13 protein-coding genes and 1 tRNA gene are annotated in these 15,311 nt (G+C 74.5%); 6 read left to right on the top strand and 8 right to left on the bottom strand.

The genetic code is table 11. The annotated features are described in order from the left end of the window. Nucleotides 1-6: 6 nt before the first annotated feature. From ACI79R_RS02400 to ACI79R_RS02390, 3 genes are all read right to left on the bottom strand, one after another. A complete protein-coding gene (locus tag ACI79R_RS02400) occupies nt 7-1,419 on the bottom strand; it encodes a neutral zinc metallopeptidase (RefSeq protein ID WP_456571976.1) in 1,413 nt (470 codons plus the stop codon). 111 nt (nt 1,420-1,530) lie between these two features. Next, a complete protein-coding gene (locus ACI79R_RS02395; RefSeq protein WP_456571975.1) occupies nt 1,531-4,200 on the bottom strand; it encodes a putative bifunctional diguanylate cyclase/phosphodiesterase in 2,670 nt (889 codons plus the stop codon). 75 nt (nt 4,201-4,275) lie between these two features. Next, nucleotides 4,276-5,145, bottom strand: coding sequence for a hypothetical protein (locus ACI79R_RS02390; RefSeq protein ID WP_456571974.1), 870 nt, complete (start codon nt 5,143-5,145; stop codon nt 4,276-4,278). A 458-nt stretch (nt 5,146-5,603) separates the two neighbouring features. On the opposite strand from ACI79R_RS02390, the gene ACI79R_RS02385 reads away from it, so the two are divergent. Then, nucleotides 5,604-7,970 (top strand): ATP-binding cassette domain-containing protein, encoded by a 2,367-nt coding sequence (locus ACI79R_RS02385; protein ID WP_456571973.1) that lies wholly within the window; start codon nt 5,604-5,606, stop codon nt 7,968-7,970. A 15-nt stretch (nt 7,971-7,985) separates the two neighbouring features. On the opposite strand, the gene ACI79R_RS02380 is transcribed toward ACI79R_RS02385, so the two are convergent. Next, nucleotides 7,986-8,885, bottom strand: coding sequence for a dioxygenase family protein (locus ACI79R_RS02380; RefSeq protein ID WP_456571972.1), 900 nt, complete (start codon nt 8,883-8,885; stop codon nt 7,986-7,988). Nucleotides 8,886-9,074: 189 nt separating this feature from the next. Between ACI79R_RS02380 and ACI79R_RS02375 the strand changes: the two genes are divergently transcribed. The 3 genes from ACI79R_RS02375 to ACI79R_RS02365 are packed head-to-tail and all read left to right on the top strand — an operon-like array spanning nt 9,075 to nt 10,625. Next, nucleotides 9,075-9,620, top strand: a complete 546-nt coding sequence (locus ACI79R_RS02375) for a MarR family winged helix-turn-helix transcriptional regulator (protein ID WP_456571971.1) — start codon at nt 9,075-9,077, stop codon at nt 9,618-9,620. Next, a complete protein-coding gene (locus tag ACI79R_RS02370; RefSeq protein ID WP_456571970.1) occupies nt 9,601-10,443 on the top strand; it encodes an MBL fold metallo-hydrolase in 843 nt (280 codons plus the stop codon). Before ACI79R_RS02375 ends, ACI79R_RS02370 begins: the two co-directional genes overlap by 20 nt. After that, nucleotides 10,440-10,625 (top strand): VOC family protein, encoded by a 186-nt coding sequence (locus ACI79R_RS02365; RefSeq protein ID WP_456571969.1) that lies wholly within the window; start codon nt 10,440-10,442, stop codon nt 10,623-10,625. The genes ACI79R_RS02370 and ACI79R_RS02365 overlap by 4 nt, the downstream gene beginning before the upstream one ends. A 7-nt stretch (nt 10,626-10,632) precedes the next feature. On the opposite strand, the gene ACI79R_RS02360 is transcribed toward ACI79R_RS02365, so the two are convergent. From ACI79R_RS02360 to ACI79R_RS02345, 4 genes are all read right to left on the bottom strand, one after another. Continuing rightward, a tRNA-Lys gene (locus tag ACI79R_RS02360) sits at nt 10,633-10,705 on the bottom strand. Nucleotides 10,706-10,763: 58 nt separating this feature from the next. Beyond that, nucleotides 10,764-11,435 carry an enoyl-CoA hydratase-related protein gene (locus ACI79R_RS02355; RefSeq protein WP_456571968.1) on the bottom strand — a complete coding sequence of 224 codons (672 nt, stop codon included), beginning with the start codon at nt 11,433-11,435 and terminating at the stop codon, nt 10,764-10,766. 7 nt (nt 11,436-11,442) lie between these two features. Further along, a complete protein-coding gene (locus tag ACI79R_RS02350) occupies nt 11,443-11,898 on the bottom strand; it encodes a MarR family winged helix-turn-helix transcriptional regulator (protein ID WP_456571967.1) in 456 nt (151 codons plus the stop codon). A 220-nt stretch (nt 11,899-12,118) separates the two neighbouring features. Further along, nucleotides 12,119-13,000 (bottom strand): Rieske 2Fe-2S domain-containing protein, encoded by an 882-nt coding sequence (locus tag ACI79R_RS02345; protein ID WP_456571966.1) that lies wholly within the window; start codon nt 12,998-13,000, stop codon nt 12,119-12,121. A 178-nt stretch (nt 13,001-13,178) separates the two neighbouring features. Here ACI79R_RS02345 and ACI79R_RS02340 point away from each other — a divergent pair, with 178 nt between their 5' ends. Together ACI79R_RS02340 and ACI79R_RS02335 are read left to right on the top strand one after the other, a co-directional pair. Next, entirely contained in the window at nt 13,179-13,655 is a 477-nt protein-coding gene (locus ACI79R_RS02340; RefSeq protein WP_456571965.1) for a GtrA family protein, read from the top strand. A gap of 45 nt (nt 13,656-13,700) precedes the next feature. Then, nucleotides 13,701-15,299, top strand: coding sequence for a metallophosphoesterase family protein (locus ACI79R_RS02335; RefSeq protein ID WP_456571964.1), 1,599 nt, complete (start codon nt 13,701-13,703; stop codon nt 15,297-15,299). Nucleotides 15,300-15,311: the final 12 nt, after the last annotated feature.

Below are 15,311 nucleotides of genomic sequence, written 5' to 3'. Positions count from 1 at the left end.
CCGGCGTCACAGGCCGCAGGCGCGGCCGCCCTGGACGAAGCCCTGCCGGAAGGCGTCGACCAGCTCGAAGCCGCTGAACCCGGCGGAGTCGTCGATGACGTCGTCCTCGGTCGCGTACTGGAGCAGGACGACGGCGGCCTCGTCGACGTCACCGGGCGAGAGCTCGATGCCGGCCTCGGCGACCGCGTCGACCTCGCCGAGGTAGAGCTCGCGGGCCATCCACCCGCTGGCGCAGATGGCACTGGAGAAGGCCTCGGCGCCCTCGGTCGACAGCCCCAGCTGGTCGCGGATCGCCAGCGCGTAGGGCACCGCCACCAGCTCGAAGACCGCGTAGTCGCCGACCGCGTCGTAGGCGGGCTCCAGCAGGTCCTCGCCGTCGAACCGGACCGTGCCGTCGTCGGGGCAGTAGGCGATGTCGAGCTCGTCGCCCTCGCCGGTGCACACCGAGCCCGAGCCCTCGCCCTCCTCGATGTCCGGGAAGGTCGGCATCCCCGACAGCGGCGGCGTGCTGGGGAAGCCGGTGGTGAACGCCTGCTCCCAGAAGGCGGCGAGGTCGTGGTCGACGTCCTCGATCGTCTGGTCGTAGGGCAGGTTGCCGCCGGTCTCCTCGTCCTCGGACCGCGGCTCGAACGGCTCCAGGGTGTAGAGCCGGCTCTCGTCGAAGGCCGCGCAGGCCTGCGGGCCGTCGGCGTAGCCCTCCTGGAAGGCCGAGAGCTGGTCGAACAGCGAGCCGTGCGCGCTCGGGTCGTCGGGGTCGCTGCCGGCCGGGTCGCCGAAGTAGAGGTAGCCGAGCAGGTAGGGGTCCAGCTCGGGGGCGCGCACGGTGAAGTGGTCGGAGTTGCCGTCCACGACCCACTTCGTCCAGGCGCCGGCGAAGCACTCGGCCTGGGTCTCGGCGACGATCGAGGGGTCGTCGAGGTCCGCGTGGCCCTGCACGGCGTGGCCCATCTCGTGCGCCATGATCTCGGCGATCACGAACGGCCCGTAGTCGGCGGCCAGCCCCTCCATCCACGCGCGGTCGTAGAAGATCCGGTCGTCGCCGTAGCAGTAGAAGGCGTTGCCTTCCAGCTCCTCCAGCGAGTCGAAGCAGGGGCTGTCGGGCAGGTCGGCCTCGTCGGTCTCGTCCGGGTCGATCGACCAGAACCCGCCCTCGACCTCGCCGAACTCCTCGCCGTAGACGCCCGGGTAGGTCTGCACCCAGTAGTCGAGGACGTCGGCGAGGGCGTTGCGGGCGATCCGATCGGTCTCGTTGCCCTCCTCGGCGAGGTCGACCCGCAGGTCGGCGTCCGTGGCGTCCATCCGCAGCCCGCCCGCGGGGGTCGCGATGCCGTCGACCTGGCCGGTGCACCCGGTCAGGACGGCGGCGGCCGCGAGGGCGGCCGCCAGCCCGGTCGAACGGGTGCGGGGACGGAACGGCACGGGCGCCACCTCGGGTCGGGCGGACGGCGACCGCCGGTCCGGCTCGGGGCCAGAAGGTGCCCGGCCGGGCGGGCCCGCGTCAACAGGGTGCGCGCGCGTGTCGCGCACGGGTCAGCCGACCGGCAGCACCGGGGCCCCGCGCAGCAGGGCGCCGGCGTCGGCGGCCGGCAGCGGCCGGTGCAGCAGGTAGCCCTGGGCGTGGTCGCAGGCGTCGTCGCGCAGCCGGGCCAGCTGGTCGGGTTCCTCCACGCCCTCGGCGACCACCGTCAGCCCGAAGGTGTGCGCCGCCCGGATCATCAGCGCGACCAGCTCGCGGTGCCCGGCATCGTCGGAGGCGACGAAGCTGCGGTCGATCTTGAGCGTGTCGACCGGCATGTGCCGCAGCTGGCCGATCGAGGTGTAGCCGGTGCCGAAGTCGTCGATCGCGATGCCGACGCCCATCTCGCGCAGCGCGGCCAGGTGCCCGATCGCCAGCGGATCGGTGACCAGAACGGTCTCGGTGACCTCCACGACCAGCAGCCGGGACGGCAGGCCGGCGGCGGCCAGCGCGTCGGCGACGTCGGCCACGACCCGGCGGTCGGCGAGGTGCCGGCCGGAGATGTTGACCGCCATCGTCGGCTCGGGCTCGTCGGTGGCGGCCGGCTCGGTGGCCCGCCACTCGGCCAGCTGCCGGGTGGCCTCGCCGAGCACCCAGCGGTCCAGGTCGCAGATGAGCCCGGACCCCTCGGCCACGGGGATGAACTGGTCGGGCGGAACCATCCCGACCCCGGGCCGGTCCCAGCGGATCAGCGCCTCGTAGCCCATCAGCCGGTCGGTGCCGACGTCCATCACCGGCTGGTAGTGCAGGTGCATCTCGCCGTTGGTGAGGGCGGCGGCGATCGCGGCCTCCAGCTCGGCTCGGGAGTCCAGCTGGGCCCGCAGGGTCTCGTCGAAGATCTCCGCCCGGCCGCGGCCGTGGGCCTTGGCCCGGTAGGCGGCGGTGTCGGCCTCGGCGAAGAGCAGGTCGGCGTCGGTGCCGCCGTCCCGCGAGACGGCGACGCCGATGCTGGCGCCCACCCGGACGCCGGCGTCCTCGACGGCCACGGGAGCGCTGATCGCGGTGATCAGCCGCTCGGCGAGGCCCATCAGGTCGTGCTCGTCCTGCACCTGCTCCACGAGGACGACGAACTCGTCGCCGCCCAGCCGGCAGACGACGTCGCCCGGCCGGACCGAGGCGGTCATGCGCGCCGCGACGGTGCGCAGCACCTCGTCGCCGGCGGCGTGGCCGTGCCCGTCGTTGACCGCCTTGAAGCCGTCGAGGTCGATGAACAGCAGGCCGGTCATCTCGCCCGAGCGGGCCCCGCGGTGCAGTGCGGAGGTGACGAGCGTGAGCGCCTGGGCGCGGTTGGGCAGCTCGGTGAGCGGATCGTGCGTGGCCTGGTGGGCGAGGGCGAACTGCAGCTCCTCGCGCTGGCGCACCGAGGTGACGATCTGCTTCACCGAGGCGTGCACGACCTCGCCCAGCGGCCCGGGCAGCGGCTGGTCCAGCAGCGCGTCGTCCAGGTCGCCGCGGGCGACGGCCGCGGCCTGGTCCTGGATGCGGCGCAGGCTGGCCACGGCCGACTCCAGCGCGGTGGACACCGTCTGCACCTCCCGCGGCCCGGCGACCTCGACGGCCACGAGGGACCCCTCGCTCACCCGGCGGGCCTGGTCGGCCAGCTGGCGCAGCGAGCGGGCGACCCGGCGGCCGAGCAGGACCGCCACGAGGAGGGCGACCAGCAGCAGCCCGGCGCAGGTCAGGAGCATCCGCTCCAGGACGTCCTGGGCGTGGGCGCGGTCGGCCGAGGTGAGTGCCTGGGCACTGCCGACCGCCCGCTCGACCAGCGCGTTCAGCTGGGAGTCCCGCGCCGGCGCCTGGGTGAGCAGCGGGATCAGGTCCGGTACCGCCAGCGGGGCCAGGGAGCCGTCGGCCTGCGCGGTGTAGAGCGCGTCCAGCGAGACGGTCAGCGGATCGGTGCGGGTGACCTGCCAGGCGGCGATCAGCTCCGCCTGGGAGAGGTCGGCCATCTGCCGCTGCGCGTCCTGGTAGGCGAGGAAGGCCGACTCCCCGGCCAGTCGCGAGCCCGCGGCGAGCTCGCCGGCGTCGAGCTGCCCGGCGAGGAACAGGGGGAACAGCCGGCTCGCGGTCTGCGACAGCTGGGAGACGATCTCCACGTCGCGGGTGGCCCGCAGGGTGGCCGCCGGCACCTCCTGGGAGCTCGCCGCGGCGGCCGCCTGGCGCTGGGCGTGCATGAGGGTGTTGGAGATGTCGAGGTAGTCGAAGTAGAGGTCCTCGACCGGCACGTTCCCGCCGTCGACGGCGGCGCGCAGGTCGGCCAGCCGGGCGGTCGCGCGCTCGGCGGCCTCGGCCCCGACCGAGCCCGCGGGCACGGCGGCGAGCGCCGCGTCGGTCGCCGCGCGGGACTCCTCCGCCGCGGCGACCAGCTCGTCGTACATGGTGGCCACCAGCAGCGGGGGGATGCCGAGCTGCGCGGCGGCCACCGGGTCCTGCACGAGCAGCTGGCACATCGCGGGCACGATCTCGTGCTCGACGCCGTTGCGGGCGGCGTCCAGCTGCGCCATCGCCCGCACCGCCTCCTCGGCGTCCGCGGCACTGGCGGCCTCCGCCTGCTGGGAGCGGACGATGACGCCGGTCAGCACCACCACTCCCGCCAGCGGGATGAGGACGAGCGCGAGCAGGTGGAGCGACAGCGGGACGCCGCGGGTCGGCGTGCGACGGGACCACCGGGCCGAGAGGTGCATGGGACGGAGATCGGCCGCAGCCGCGGGCACCTGAGCGCGGCTGCGGCCGGTTCCTCCCGTGGAGTGACGTGCGCCTCAGCGCGGCGCCGCGGTCACGATCGCGCAGCCGGTGGCGCCGAACGGCTCCACGGCGAAGCCCATGTCGGCCAGCACGCCGGCGACCGCGCCGGTCATCGACCGCTGCACCGCCGCGTGCACCTCGGCGCCGCGCACCAGCTGCCGGGTCATCCGGTCGTGCTGCTGCCAGCTGACCAGGACGCCGCGCAGCTGGGGGTCGGGGGTGAGGCAGACGCCCCCACCGGTGCCGGCGACGGTGTCCTCCCGGCCGGCGCAGTCGTGCAGGGTGAGCCCCGCCTCGACCAGCGCGGCCGCGACCTCGACCACGAGGGTGGTGAGCGCGTCGTCGTCGGTGAGCAGGTCGTCCCAGTCCTCGCCCAGCCGGTCGAGCTGGTCGCCGAGCGCGGACAGCCAGGCCCGCTCCTGCGGCGTCTGCCGGCGCACCCAGGTGCCGTCGCCCCGCTGCACGCCGTAGACCGGCTGCGCGTCGACGCCCGAGGCCAGCGCGGCCCACTCGGCCTCGACCCGGTCGGCGTAGGGGCCCGCGACGATGGCCACGGCCGTCTCGTCGAGCAGCCACCAGGCGTGCTCGCCCGGGCTCGGATCGCCGGAGCGCTTGCCGGCGGGGTGGGTGGCCAGGCCCACGGCCGACCCCTGCGGCCGCCGCTCGGCCTGCGGGGCGGCGGAGCCGCCCGCCGCGCGCGGCGCTCCGGAGGGCACGGCGGCCGCACCGGCCGCGGCGGGGACGGCCGCCGCGGCCGGCTGCTGCGCCGCCGGCACGCGGTTGCGCTCGAACTCGTAGCGCGCGGTGGACCGCCTGCCGAGGGCGATCACCAGACAGGCCGTGGCGAGGAAGCCCAGGAGGGCGACGGCAGGCCAGAGGAGCATCACGCCACCTCCGCCCCACGCCGGTGGCGGACGGGGCGAGCGGCTGTCCCGGGGGGCGCGGGCGCGTTCACGCAGGGCTCTCCTGATGCGGTACCGCCGCGGCTGGGGAAGCGCCGCGGACAGGACGAAAGGTAGGGCGGCGGCACCCTGCGGCGACACGGTTTGCCGCGCCGCGGACCGGCCCGTCACCCATTCGTTGCGCAGGCCCCGTCCACCGGTCGATGACCCCCCTCACCAGGCGGTTCCTTGTCGACAAGACCCCGCTCCGCGAGCGTGCGGAGCGCCTTCCGGGCCCGCGGTCATCCCGTGGCGGGCGGCGCCGCGGCGTGTCGGATCGTCACCGGGGCGTGGCACGATCCGGCGCGTCAGGACGACCGGTCAGGAATCGAGAAGCGCCGGTCGGCGGGCCGCTCCTAGCGTGGTCCGGCGCCCGGAACCGCCCACCGAACGGAGCCCCGATGAGCACGGCACCCGCGACCCACCGCGCCGACAGCCACGACCTCATCCGGGTGGTGGGCGCGCGGGTGAACAACCTCCGCGACCTCAGCGTCGAGATCCCCAAGCGCCGGCTCACCGTGTTCACCGGCGTCTCCGGCTCGGGCAAGAGCTCGCTGGTGTTCGGCACGATCGCCGCGGAGTCGCAGCGGCTGATCAACGAGACCTACAGCGCCTTCGTGCAGGGCTTCATGCCGACGCTGGCCCGGCCCGAGGTCGACGTCCTCGAGGGCCTGACGACGGCGATCATCGTCGACCAGGAGCGGATGGGCGCCAACCCCCGCTCGACCGTCGGCACCGCCACCGACGCCAACGCGATGCTGCGCATCCTGTTCAGCCGGCTCGGCGAGCCCAACCTCGGCTCCCCCAACGCCTACTCGTTCAACCTGGCCTCGGTGCGGGCCAGCGGCGCCATCACCGTCGAGCGCGGCGACAAGACCAAGACCGAGAAGGCCACGTTCAACCGGCTCGGCGGCATGTGCCCGCGCTGCGAGGGCATGGGGTCGATCAACGACTTCGACCTCACCGCGCTCTACGACGACACCAAGAGCCTCGCCGAGGGCGCGCTCACCGTGCCCGGCTACAGCATGGACGGCTGGTACGGCCGGATCTTCAGCGGCGCCGGCCTGCCCATGGACAAGCCGATCGCGGAGTTCACCGAGAAAGAGCGGCACCAGCTCCTGTACGCCGAGCCCACCAAGATCAAGGTGGAGGGCATCAACCTCACCTACGAAGGCCTGATCCCGAAGATCCAGAAGTCGATGCTGGCCAAGGACGTCGAGGCGATGCAGCCGCACGTCCGCCGGTTCGTGGAGCGCGCGATCACCTTCACGACCTGCCCCGACTGCGGCGGCACGCGGCTGAGCCAGGAGGCGCTGGGCTCGAAGATCCGGGGCAAGAACATCGCCGACCTCTGCGCCATGCAGATCACCGACCTCGCGGCGTGGCTCCGGGAGCTCGACGAGCCGTCGGTGGCGCCGCTGGTGCGCGGGCTGCAGCACCTGCTCGACTCGTTCGCCCAGATCGGGCTGGGCTACCTCTCCCTCGACCGCCCGGCCGGCACGCTGTCGGGCGGCGAGGCCCAGCGCACCAAGATGATCCGGCACCTCGGCTCCTCGCTCACCGACGTCACGTACGTCTTCGACGAGCCCACCGTCGGGCTGCACCCGCACGACATCCAGCGGATGAACGACCTGCTCCTGCAGCTGCGGGACAAGGGCAACACGGTGCTCGTGGTCGAGCACAAGCCCGAGACGATCGCGATCGCCGACCACGTCATCGACCTGGGTCCCGGCGCCGGCACCAACGGCGGCCGGCTGTGCTTCCAGGGCACCGTCGACGGCCTGCGGGCCAGCGACACGGTCACCGGCCGGCACCTGGACGACCGGGCCGCGCTCAAGCCGTCGGTGCGGACGCCCTCCGGCGTGCTGGCCGTGCGCGGCGCGTCGGCGCACAACCTCCAGGACGTCGACGTCGACATCCCCCTCGGCGTGCTGGTGGTGCTCACCGGCGTCGCGGGCTCGGGCAAGAGCTCGCTGATCCAGGGCTCGGTGTCCGGCCGGGAGGGCGTGGTGACGGTCGACCAGAGCGCCATCAAGGGCTCGCGGCGCAGCAACCCGGCCACCTACACCGGGCTGCTCGAGCCGATCCGCAAGGCGTTCGCCAAGGCCAACGGCGTGAAGCCGGCGCTGTTCAGCTCCAACTCCGAGGGCGCCTGTCCCGCCTGCAACGGCGCGGGCGTCATCTACACCGACCTGGGGGTCATGGCCACGGTCGAGACGCCCTGCGAGGAGTGCGAGGGCAAGCGCTTCCAGGCCTCGGTGCTCGAGTACCGGCTGGGCGGCCGGGACATCAGCGAGGTGCTGGGGATGTCGGTGGCCGAGGCCGAGGAGTTCTTCGGCAGCGGCGAGGCGCGCACGCCGGCCGCGCACGCGATCCTCGCCCGGCTGGCCGACGTCGGGCTCGGCTACCTCACCCTCGGCCAGCCGCTCACGACGCTGTCCGGCGGCGAGCGCCAGCGGGTGAAGCTGGCCACGCAGATGGCGGAGAAGGGCGGGGTCTACGTGCTCGACGAGCCGACCACCGGCCTGCACCTCGCCGACGTCGAGAACCTGCTGGGGCTGCTCGACCGGCTGGTCGACTCGGGCAAGTCGGTGATCGTGATCGAGCACCACCAAGCGGTCATGGCGCACGCCGACTGGATCATCGACCTGGGCCCCGGCGCCGGCCACGACGGCGGCCGGATCGTGTTCGAGGGGCCGCCCGCCGACCTCGTCGCCGCCCGCTCGACGCTGACCGGGCAGCACCTCGCGGAGTACGTGGGCGCCTGATCCGCGCCACCCGGCTCAGGCGACCTGGAAGGACCGCCGGGAGAGCCCGACGCCGTAGCCGTCGATCGTCGTGCGCACCGGCGCCGAGGGGTCGGTGGCCGCGCCGAGGGTGACGAACAGCGGGGTGAAGTGCTCGACGGTCGGGTGCGCGTAGGGCATGCCCGGTGCGGCGGTGCGGAAGCGGGCGAGCTCGGCGACGTCGCCGCGGGCCAGGGCGTCGGCGGCCCAGGCGTCGAAGTCGGCCGACCAGCCGGGCACCCGGTTCTCGGTGAACATCTCGCGGGTCAGGAAGGGCAGGCCGTGGGTCATGTGCCCGGAGCCGACGACCAGCACCCCCTGCTCGCGCAGCGGGCGCAGCCGCGCGCCGAGCGCGAGCAACCGGTCGGGGTCCTCGGTGGGCAGGCTCAGCTGCAGCACCGGGACGTCGGCGGCCGGGTACATGATCTTCAGGGGCACCCAGGCGCCGTGGTCCAGCCCGCGGCGGGCGTGCTGGTGCGGCCGCTCGGCGGCGGGCAGCAGGGCGGTGACCTGCCGCGCCAGCTCGCCGGCGTCAGGGGTGTCGTACCGGAACGTGTAGTAGAGCGGGTCGAAGCCGCCGAAGTCGTAGACCAGCTCGCCGGGCCGGGCGGCGCTGAGCGACAGCGGCGCGGACTCCCAGTGCGCCGAGACCACGAGGACCGCCCGCGGCCTGGGCAGCGAGCGGGCCCAGTCGTGCAGCGGATCCAGCCAGCTCCGGTCCCCGAAGGGCAGCGGCCCGCCGCCGTGGGAGAGGTAGAGGCTGGGCAGGGGGCCGTCCTCCGGCGTCCAGGCGCGGTGCGGCTGCGCGGCCTCCCGGGCGGCGACCTCCCGCAGGTGGGCGGCGAATGGATGGGCGGCCGGGATACGGGCGTCGGCGACGGCGGTCGTCGTGGTCATCGGAGCTCCTCGGGGCGGGCGGGGGTCGGTCGAGGACGGCGCAGCCGCCGGTCCACGGGACTGCTCACGGGCGGCCGGCGCCGATCATGCTCACGTGGGCCATGCCGATCCTCCCCGTTGGTTGTCGGTTGAACTATCCTCTCGGGCAAGTGGGTTTCAGCGACAACCATTCCGGAGCACGCTGTGACGGTGGACACACCCTGGCTCGACCGGCGGCAGCTGCGCGCCTGGATCCGGCTGCGCGGCGTCCTGGAGCTGCTGCCCGGGGCACTGGACTCGCAGCTGCGGCGCGACGCGGGGCTCACCGAGTTCGACTACCAGGTGCTGGCCACGCTGTCGGAGTCCCCCGCCCGCACGCTGCGGATGACCGAGCTGGCCCGGCTGTCCAACGCCACGCTGCCGCGGCTGTCGAACGTGGTGCACCGCCTGGAGGACCGCGGGCTGGTGCGGCGCTCGCCCTGCCCGGGGGACCGGCGGGCGACCAACGCGCAGCTCACCGAGGCCGGCTGGGCCACGGTGCAGGAGGCGGCTCCGGGTCACGTCATGACCGTGCGGCACCTCGTCGTCGACGCGCTCACCGACGAGCAGCTCGACCAGCTCGCGGAGATCGGCGAGGCTCTCCTCGCGCGACTGGACCCGTCAGGGGCGATGGCCGCGACGTACAGGCGGTACGACGACGGGGCACCGGCGGACACCACGAGCGGAGGGAGTTCCCGTGCTGACGCAGGTGGCTGAGGGTGTACTGGTCCACCAGAGCGCGCTGCTCCGGAACAACGCCGTCGTCGTGCAGGGCCGGGCGGGCGTGTTGCTCGTCGACCCCGGCATCACCGACGACGAGATGACCTGCCTCGCGGACGACCTGTCCGCCGCGGGCGAGCAGGTGGCGGTCGGCTTCGCGACGCATCCGGACTGGGACCACGTGCTCTGGCATCCCGCGTTCGGCGAGGTGCCCCGTTACGGCACCGCCCGCTGCGCGGACGTCATGCGGGACCTGCGGTCGGAGGCCGACTGGCGGGCCCGCGCCGCCGAGGCGCTGCCTCCTGAGCTCGCCGGGGAGGTGCCGCTGGACCCGTTCGGCCTCGTGACCGGTCTGCCCGCCGGCACCGCGGAGATCCCGTGGAGCGGCCCCCGGGTGCGGATCATCGAGCACCCGGCGCACGCCCCGGGGCACGCGGCGCTCCTCGTCCCCGAGCGCCGGGTCCTCGTCGCCGGCGACATGCTGTCCGACGTCCTGATCCCGATGCTCGGCGATCCGGACCCCGAGGGTGGGGCCGACCCGATCGCCGACTACCTCGCCGGACTCGCGGTGCTCGAGGACCTGGCGGCCGACGTCGACGTCGTCGTCCCCGGCCACGGATCCGTCGGGGGCGCCGGACAGGTGCACGCCCGGATCGCGCTGGACCGGGCGTACGTGGAGGCGCTGCGGGACGGCCGCGCTCCCGACGACCCACGCATCGGCCCGTCGGCCGAGCCCGGCTGGGAGTGGGTCGCCGACATCCACGACTGGCAGGCCCGGAGCATCGCCCGCGTGGTCGATCCCTCGGAGGAGCCGGCATGACGGTCCAGCGGCTGGACCACGTCTGCGTCGTCGTCGACGACCTCGGGGAGGCCCTCGCCGGCCTGCGCGCCCACGGCGCGGAACCGGTCGTCGAGGTGGTGCAGTACGGGGACAGCCACCGGCGCTGCTACGTCCGCGGCCCCGGCGGGATCATCGTCGCGTCGGCCCAGCAGCTCGGCTGATCCCGGGTGGGCCCCGTGGGGATCGAACCCACAACCCGCGGATTAAAAGTCCGCTGCTCTGCCAGTTGAGCTAGAGGCCCGGGCGGCGCAGGCACCCGCAGCCCGCGACGAGGCTACCGCCGCGACCCGCGCGCCGGCTCAGCCGCGAGGAGCCGCCGGGTCGCGCAGCAGGTCGAGCGCCGGCGCGTACAGCCGCGCCTTGATGGTGCCCAGCGTCGGGCCTGCCTTGCCGGCGAGGGCGGCGGCCGTCTCCAGGGCGGTCGTGCGGACGTCGTCCTCCCCGACCGCACGGTCGACGATCGCGGCCGCCAGCGCGTCCGCCCCGCCGTACCGGCGCGCGGTGGTCATCGCCTCGTGCGCCACCTGCGGAGTCAGTCGCGACTGGATGAGCGCCGACATCCCGGGCGTGAACGGGATGTCGATGTCGGCCTCGGGCAGGCACCAGAAGCCCCGGTCCGCGCGCATGACGCGGAAGTCGTGCGCGAGGGAGAGCATCGCCCCGGCCGCGAAGGTGTGACCCTGCAGCGCCGCGACGGTGGGCACCGGCAGCGCGAGGAACCGCGCGAGCAGCTGGTGCACCCGGAACACGTAGTCCCGGTGCTCCTCGGGGTGCGCGAACAGCCACTCCAGGTCCAGGCCGTTGGAGAAGAACTTGCCGGTCGCCGCGGTGACCAGCGCCCGCGGCCCCTCGGCCCGCTCGACCTCGTCGAGGGCGGTCTCGACGGCGGTCAGCCAGTCGGGCGAGAAGCGGTTCTCGGTGTCGCCGAGGTCGAGGACGAAGACGTCGTCCGTGCGGTCGAGGGTCGGCATGACTGGGCTACCTCCGGGTCGGGGTCGGGGCGAGCGAGGACATCGTGGCGGCGAGCCACCGGCCGACGGTGTCGAGATCCGCGGGCGTGAAACCGTCGGTCAGCCGGGCGTTCAGCTCGTCGAGCACGGCGCGCGCGGTCCTGACGGCCTCGCGCCCGGCCTCGGTCAGCCCGACCCGTACCGCGCGCGCGTCCTGCGGCTCCGGCGTCTTCTCGACCAGGCCGGCCGCGGCCAGCCGGTTGACCAGGCCGCTGGTGCCGGCCGGGGACGCCGACAGCGCCGCCGCGAGCTCCCCGACGAGTGCCGGACCGGAGGCGGCGAGGTGGAACAGCACGCCGGCGCCGGCCGCGCCGATGCCGGTGCCGCCGGCCTGGGCATCGATCCACCGGCGGACGGAGCGCTCGGCCGCCATGAGCCCGAACACCAGCCGCGGCGCGCCCGTGGCCTCGCCGTCGTTTCGCATGCGAAACACCCTAGCCGACGGTCACACTGTGTCGTCGATCTCCCCGGTGTCGCCCGGTCAGGGGATGGCCGCTCCCGCCGACGGTCACGTAGCGTCAACATCGTTCCGCCGGGGGGTCCGCTCCCCGCGGACAGCGCCCCGCCGAGAGGCGGGCGCCCCGGTGCCCCGGCCCGGCCGCCCCGTTCCCCCCGGGGCGGCCGGGCCGGTCTCGTCCTCCGGTCTAGCGCTGGTGCCCGGGCAGCCGCGCGAGCACGCGGCCGGCCTCCATGCGCACCTCGAGCTTCTCCTGCGGGTTCGCGGCCGGCCCGCGCCGCGGCTCGCCGCTGTCGAGGTCGAACGCCGAGTCGTGCCAGGGGCACACCAGGCACGTCGAGCCACGCACCTCCTCGACCGTGCCCTCGTACAGCGGCCCGGACAGGTGCGAGCAGGCGCCGACGAAGGCGTCGACCCGCGTGCCCCGCCGGACGGCGACCAGCGGGACGGCGACGCCTGAGCCCGGCCCGGTGCGCAGCGCGGGCCGCCCCTCGGGCAGGTCGTCCAGCGGGCCGAGGTCGATCCAGTCGGTGCTCAGCGCGCGGGCAGCGGTCGCCGCGTGCGACGCCCCGGAGGACTGCGCGTAGGACATGTGGCCGCCGATGGCCGCCGAGCCGCCGGCGATGCCCAGCCCCGCGTAGGACAGCACCCGGCCCAGCGTGCCCCGGCCGCGGCGGCGGGCGGCCAGGGAGCCGACGTAGAGACCGAGCGCCACGGTGTTGGCCGCGGCGTGCAGGACGCCCAGCCGGCGCACGCCGCTGCCCTGCTCCGACCAGTCGGCCATCCCCGAGAGGCTCGCCGGCAGGGCTGCGGCCACGCCGGTTCCGATGAGGACGGTCGCCGCGGGCCGCATCGGCGGGATCGCGTCGAGCAGCCCCGCGGAGACCCAGCTGCCCACCGGCACCTGCACCAGTACCGGGTGCAGCGGATGGCCCAGCCAGGTGCCGTGCAGGAGGTCCTTCAGCGCGCCCGGCCGGAGCGCGCCCTGCACGGCCTTGCGGGCGGGGTCGGCCACCTTGTCGATCGCCGACACGTCCGCGATGCGGTCGAGGAAACCCATCAGGCTCATGGCCGCCCCCTACCCGCAGGCGGCGCCGGGCAAGCCGCCGGTGACGCTCGGTCGCCCGGGCGTCGACCCGGTGACCGGACACACAGGTACCTGCAGCTCACACCGGGAATAAAGCTCGCGTTCAGGAACCTGCCAGGAGCAGGCTGGACAAAGAGACCATGAACCCGAGGAGGACCCGGTGACCTGCCCGACGCTGCTCCGCCGCGATGCGGTCGGCGAGCACGTCGGTGACCTGGTGGCCCGGGTGCGCGCCGACGACACGCTGGGCCAGTTCGCCCGCTTCGTCCTGGTCGGCGGCACGACCAGCGCCCTGTACGGACTGCTGTTCATCACCCTCCACGGGCTGGGCGAGGTGCCGGCCAACCTGATCGGCGCCGCGCTCACCTCCGCACTGGCCAACGAGTGGCACCGCCGGCTGACCTTCCGCGCGGAGGGCCGGGTGCACTGGCTGACCGCCCAGTGGGAGGGCGGTGCGCTCGCCGTCACCGGCATGATCGCCACCAGCCTCGCGCTGAGCTGGCTGACCGCCACCACGGGCACCGACGACCCGGTCGTCCAGTTCGCACTGGTGGCCGCGGTGACCGTCACCATCGGCTGCCTGCGCTTCCTGGCGCTGCGCTGGGCCTTCCGCCCGCGCGCCGGCCAGCCCGGCTGACTTCCTCGGTCCCCTCCGGAGCCGCCGACTCCGTAACCTCGGCGCATGGGCACCCCGGACACCGCCGAGCCCCCCATCGAGACCCCGCCACGGCGCTCGTGGCGGCAGGACCGGCGGGTCCGCGGGCTGGGCCGCTGGACCCTCCGGGTGGTCGTCGCGGCCGCCGGCGCGCTGGTCGGCATCGTGCTGCTCGGCCGCACCGAGGCGCCGATCGGCCCGTTCGACGCGACGGTCGCGCTGCGGCCCTTCGGCGGCGGCGCCCAGCTGGAGATCCCGCCGCTGGGCGCACTCGACGTCGACGCCTACGACGGCCCGCTGTACCTCGAGATCCAGCTCAAGCGGCTCAACGAGGTGCGCGCCCAGGCCCTGGCCACGGATCCGGCGGCGCTGGACGGCGTCGTGGATCGGGTCAGCGCCGACCTCCAGGACGCCGTCGTCACCGTCGCCTGGCGGACGGCGGGGGCGGCGGTGCTCGGCGCCGCGGTCACCTCCCTGCTGGTGCTGCGCCGGCGGCGGGAGCCGCTCATCGCGCTCGGCACGTCCGCCGTCCTGGTGGCCGGGATCGGAGGCCTCGCGGGGCTGACCTGGCGGCCGGAGTCGCTGTCGTCGCCGACGTACACCGGGCTGCTGGTCAACGCCAACAGCCTGATCGGCAGCGCGCAGGACATCATGGCCCGCTTCGACGTCTACCGGGCCTCGCTCGAGGACATCGTCTCCAACGTCAGCACGCTGTACTCCGCGCTCTCTGCGCTGCCGGCCACCGACCGGACGTCGGACACCGTCGCGCTGCTGCACGTCTCCGACCTGCACCTGAACCCGGCCGGGTTCGACCTCATGGCGCAGGTGGTCGACCAGTTCGCCGTCGACGGGGTGCTGGACACCGGGGACATCACCGACTGGGGCAGCGAACCGGAGAACTCGCTGGTCGGCCGGGTGGGGCAGCTCGGCGTCCCCTACGTGTTCATCCGCGGCAACCATGACTCGGCGGTCACCGCCGCGCTGGTCGCCGGTCAGCCGAACGCCACCGTGCTCGACGACTCGGGCACCACGGTGGCCGGCATCGAGGTCGTCGGCACCCCGGATCCGCGCTTCACCCCCGACCAGGACGCCACCGGCGAGCCGCCCTCGCTGGAGGAGAGCGGCGAGGGGCTGGCCGAGTACGTCGCGGAACTGGAGGACCCACCGGCCGTCGCCATGGTGCACGACCCCGAGCAGGCCACCCCGCTGGACGGCGAGGTGCCGCTGGTGCTGGCCGGGCACACCCACGAGCGGGAGGTCTCCGAGCTCGACGGCGGAACGCTGCTCATGGTGCAGGGCTCCACCGGCGGCGCCGGGCTGCGCGGCCTCCAGGGCGACTATCCCGAGCCGCTGACCTGCACCGTCCTCTACTTCGACCGGGAGACCGGGGAGCTCACCGCCTACGACGACATCACCCTCGGCGGGCTCGGGGAGACCGAGGTGACCATCGTGCGCACGGTGGTCGAGCCGCCGGCGGAGGAGCCCGCCGACGGCGAGGACGGCGGCACCGGGAACGGGAACGGCACGCAGGACGGCGGCGACGGCGACCCGACCGCGCCGGCCACCTCGGAGGCTCCCGGCGGTGCTCCGACGTCCCCGACCGCGCCGGCGTCCCCGACCGGGTGACCCGGCCGTCCT

The sequence above is a fragment of the Blastococcus sp. SYSU D00820 genome, assembly GCF_054050695.1.
This window is presented reverse-complemented; position numbering and strand designations above follow the sequence as displayed.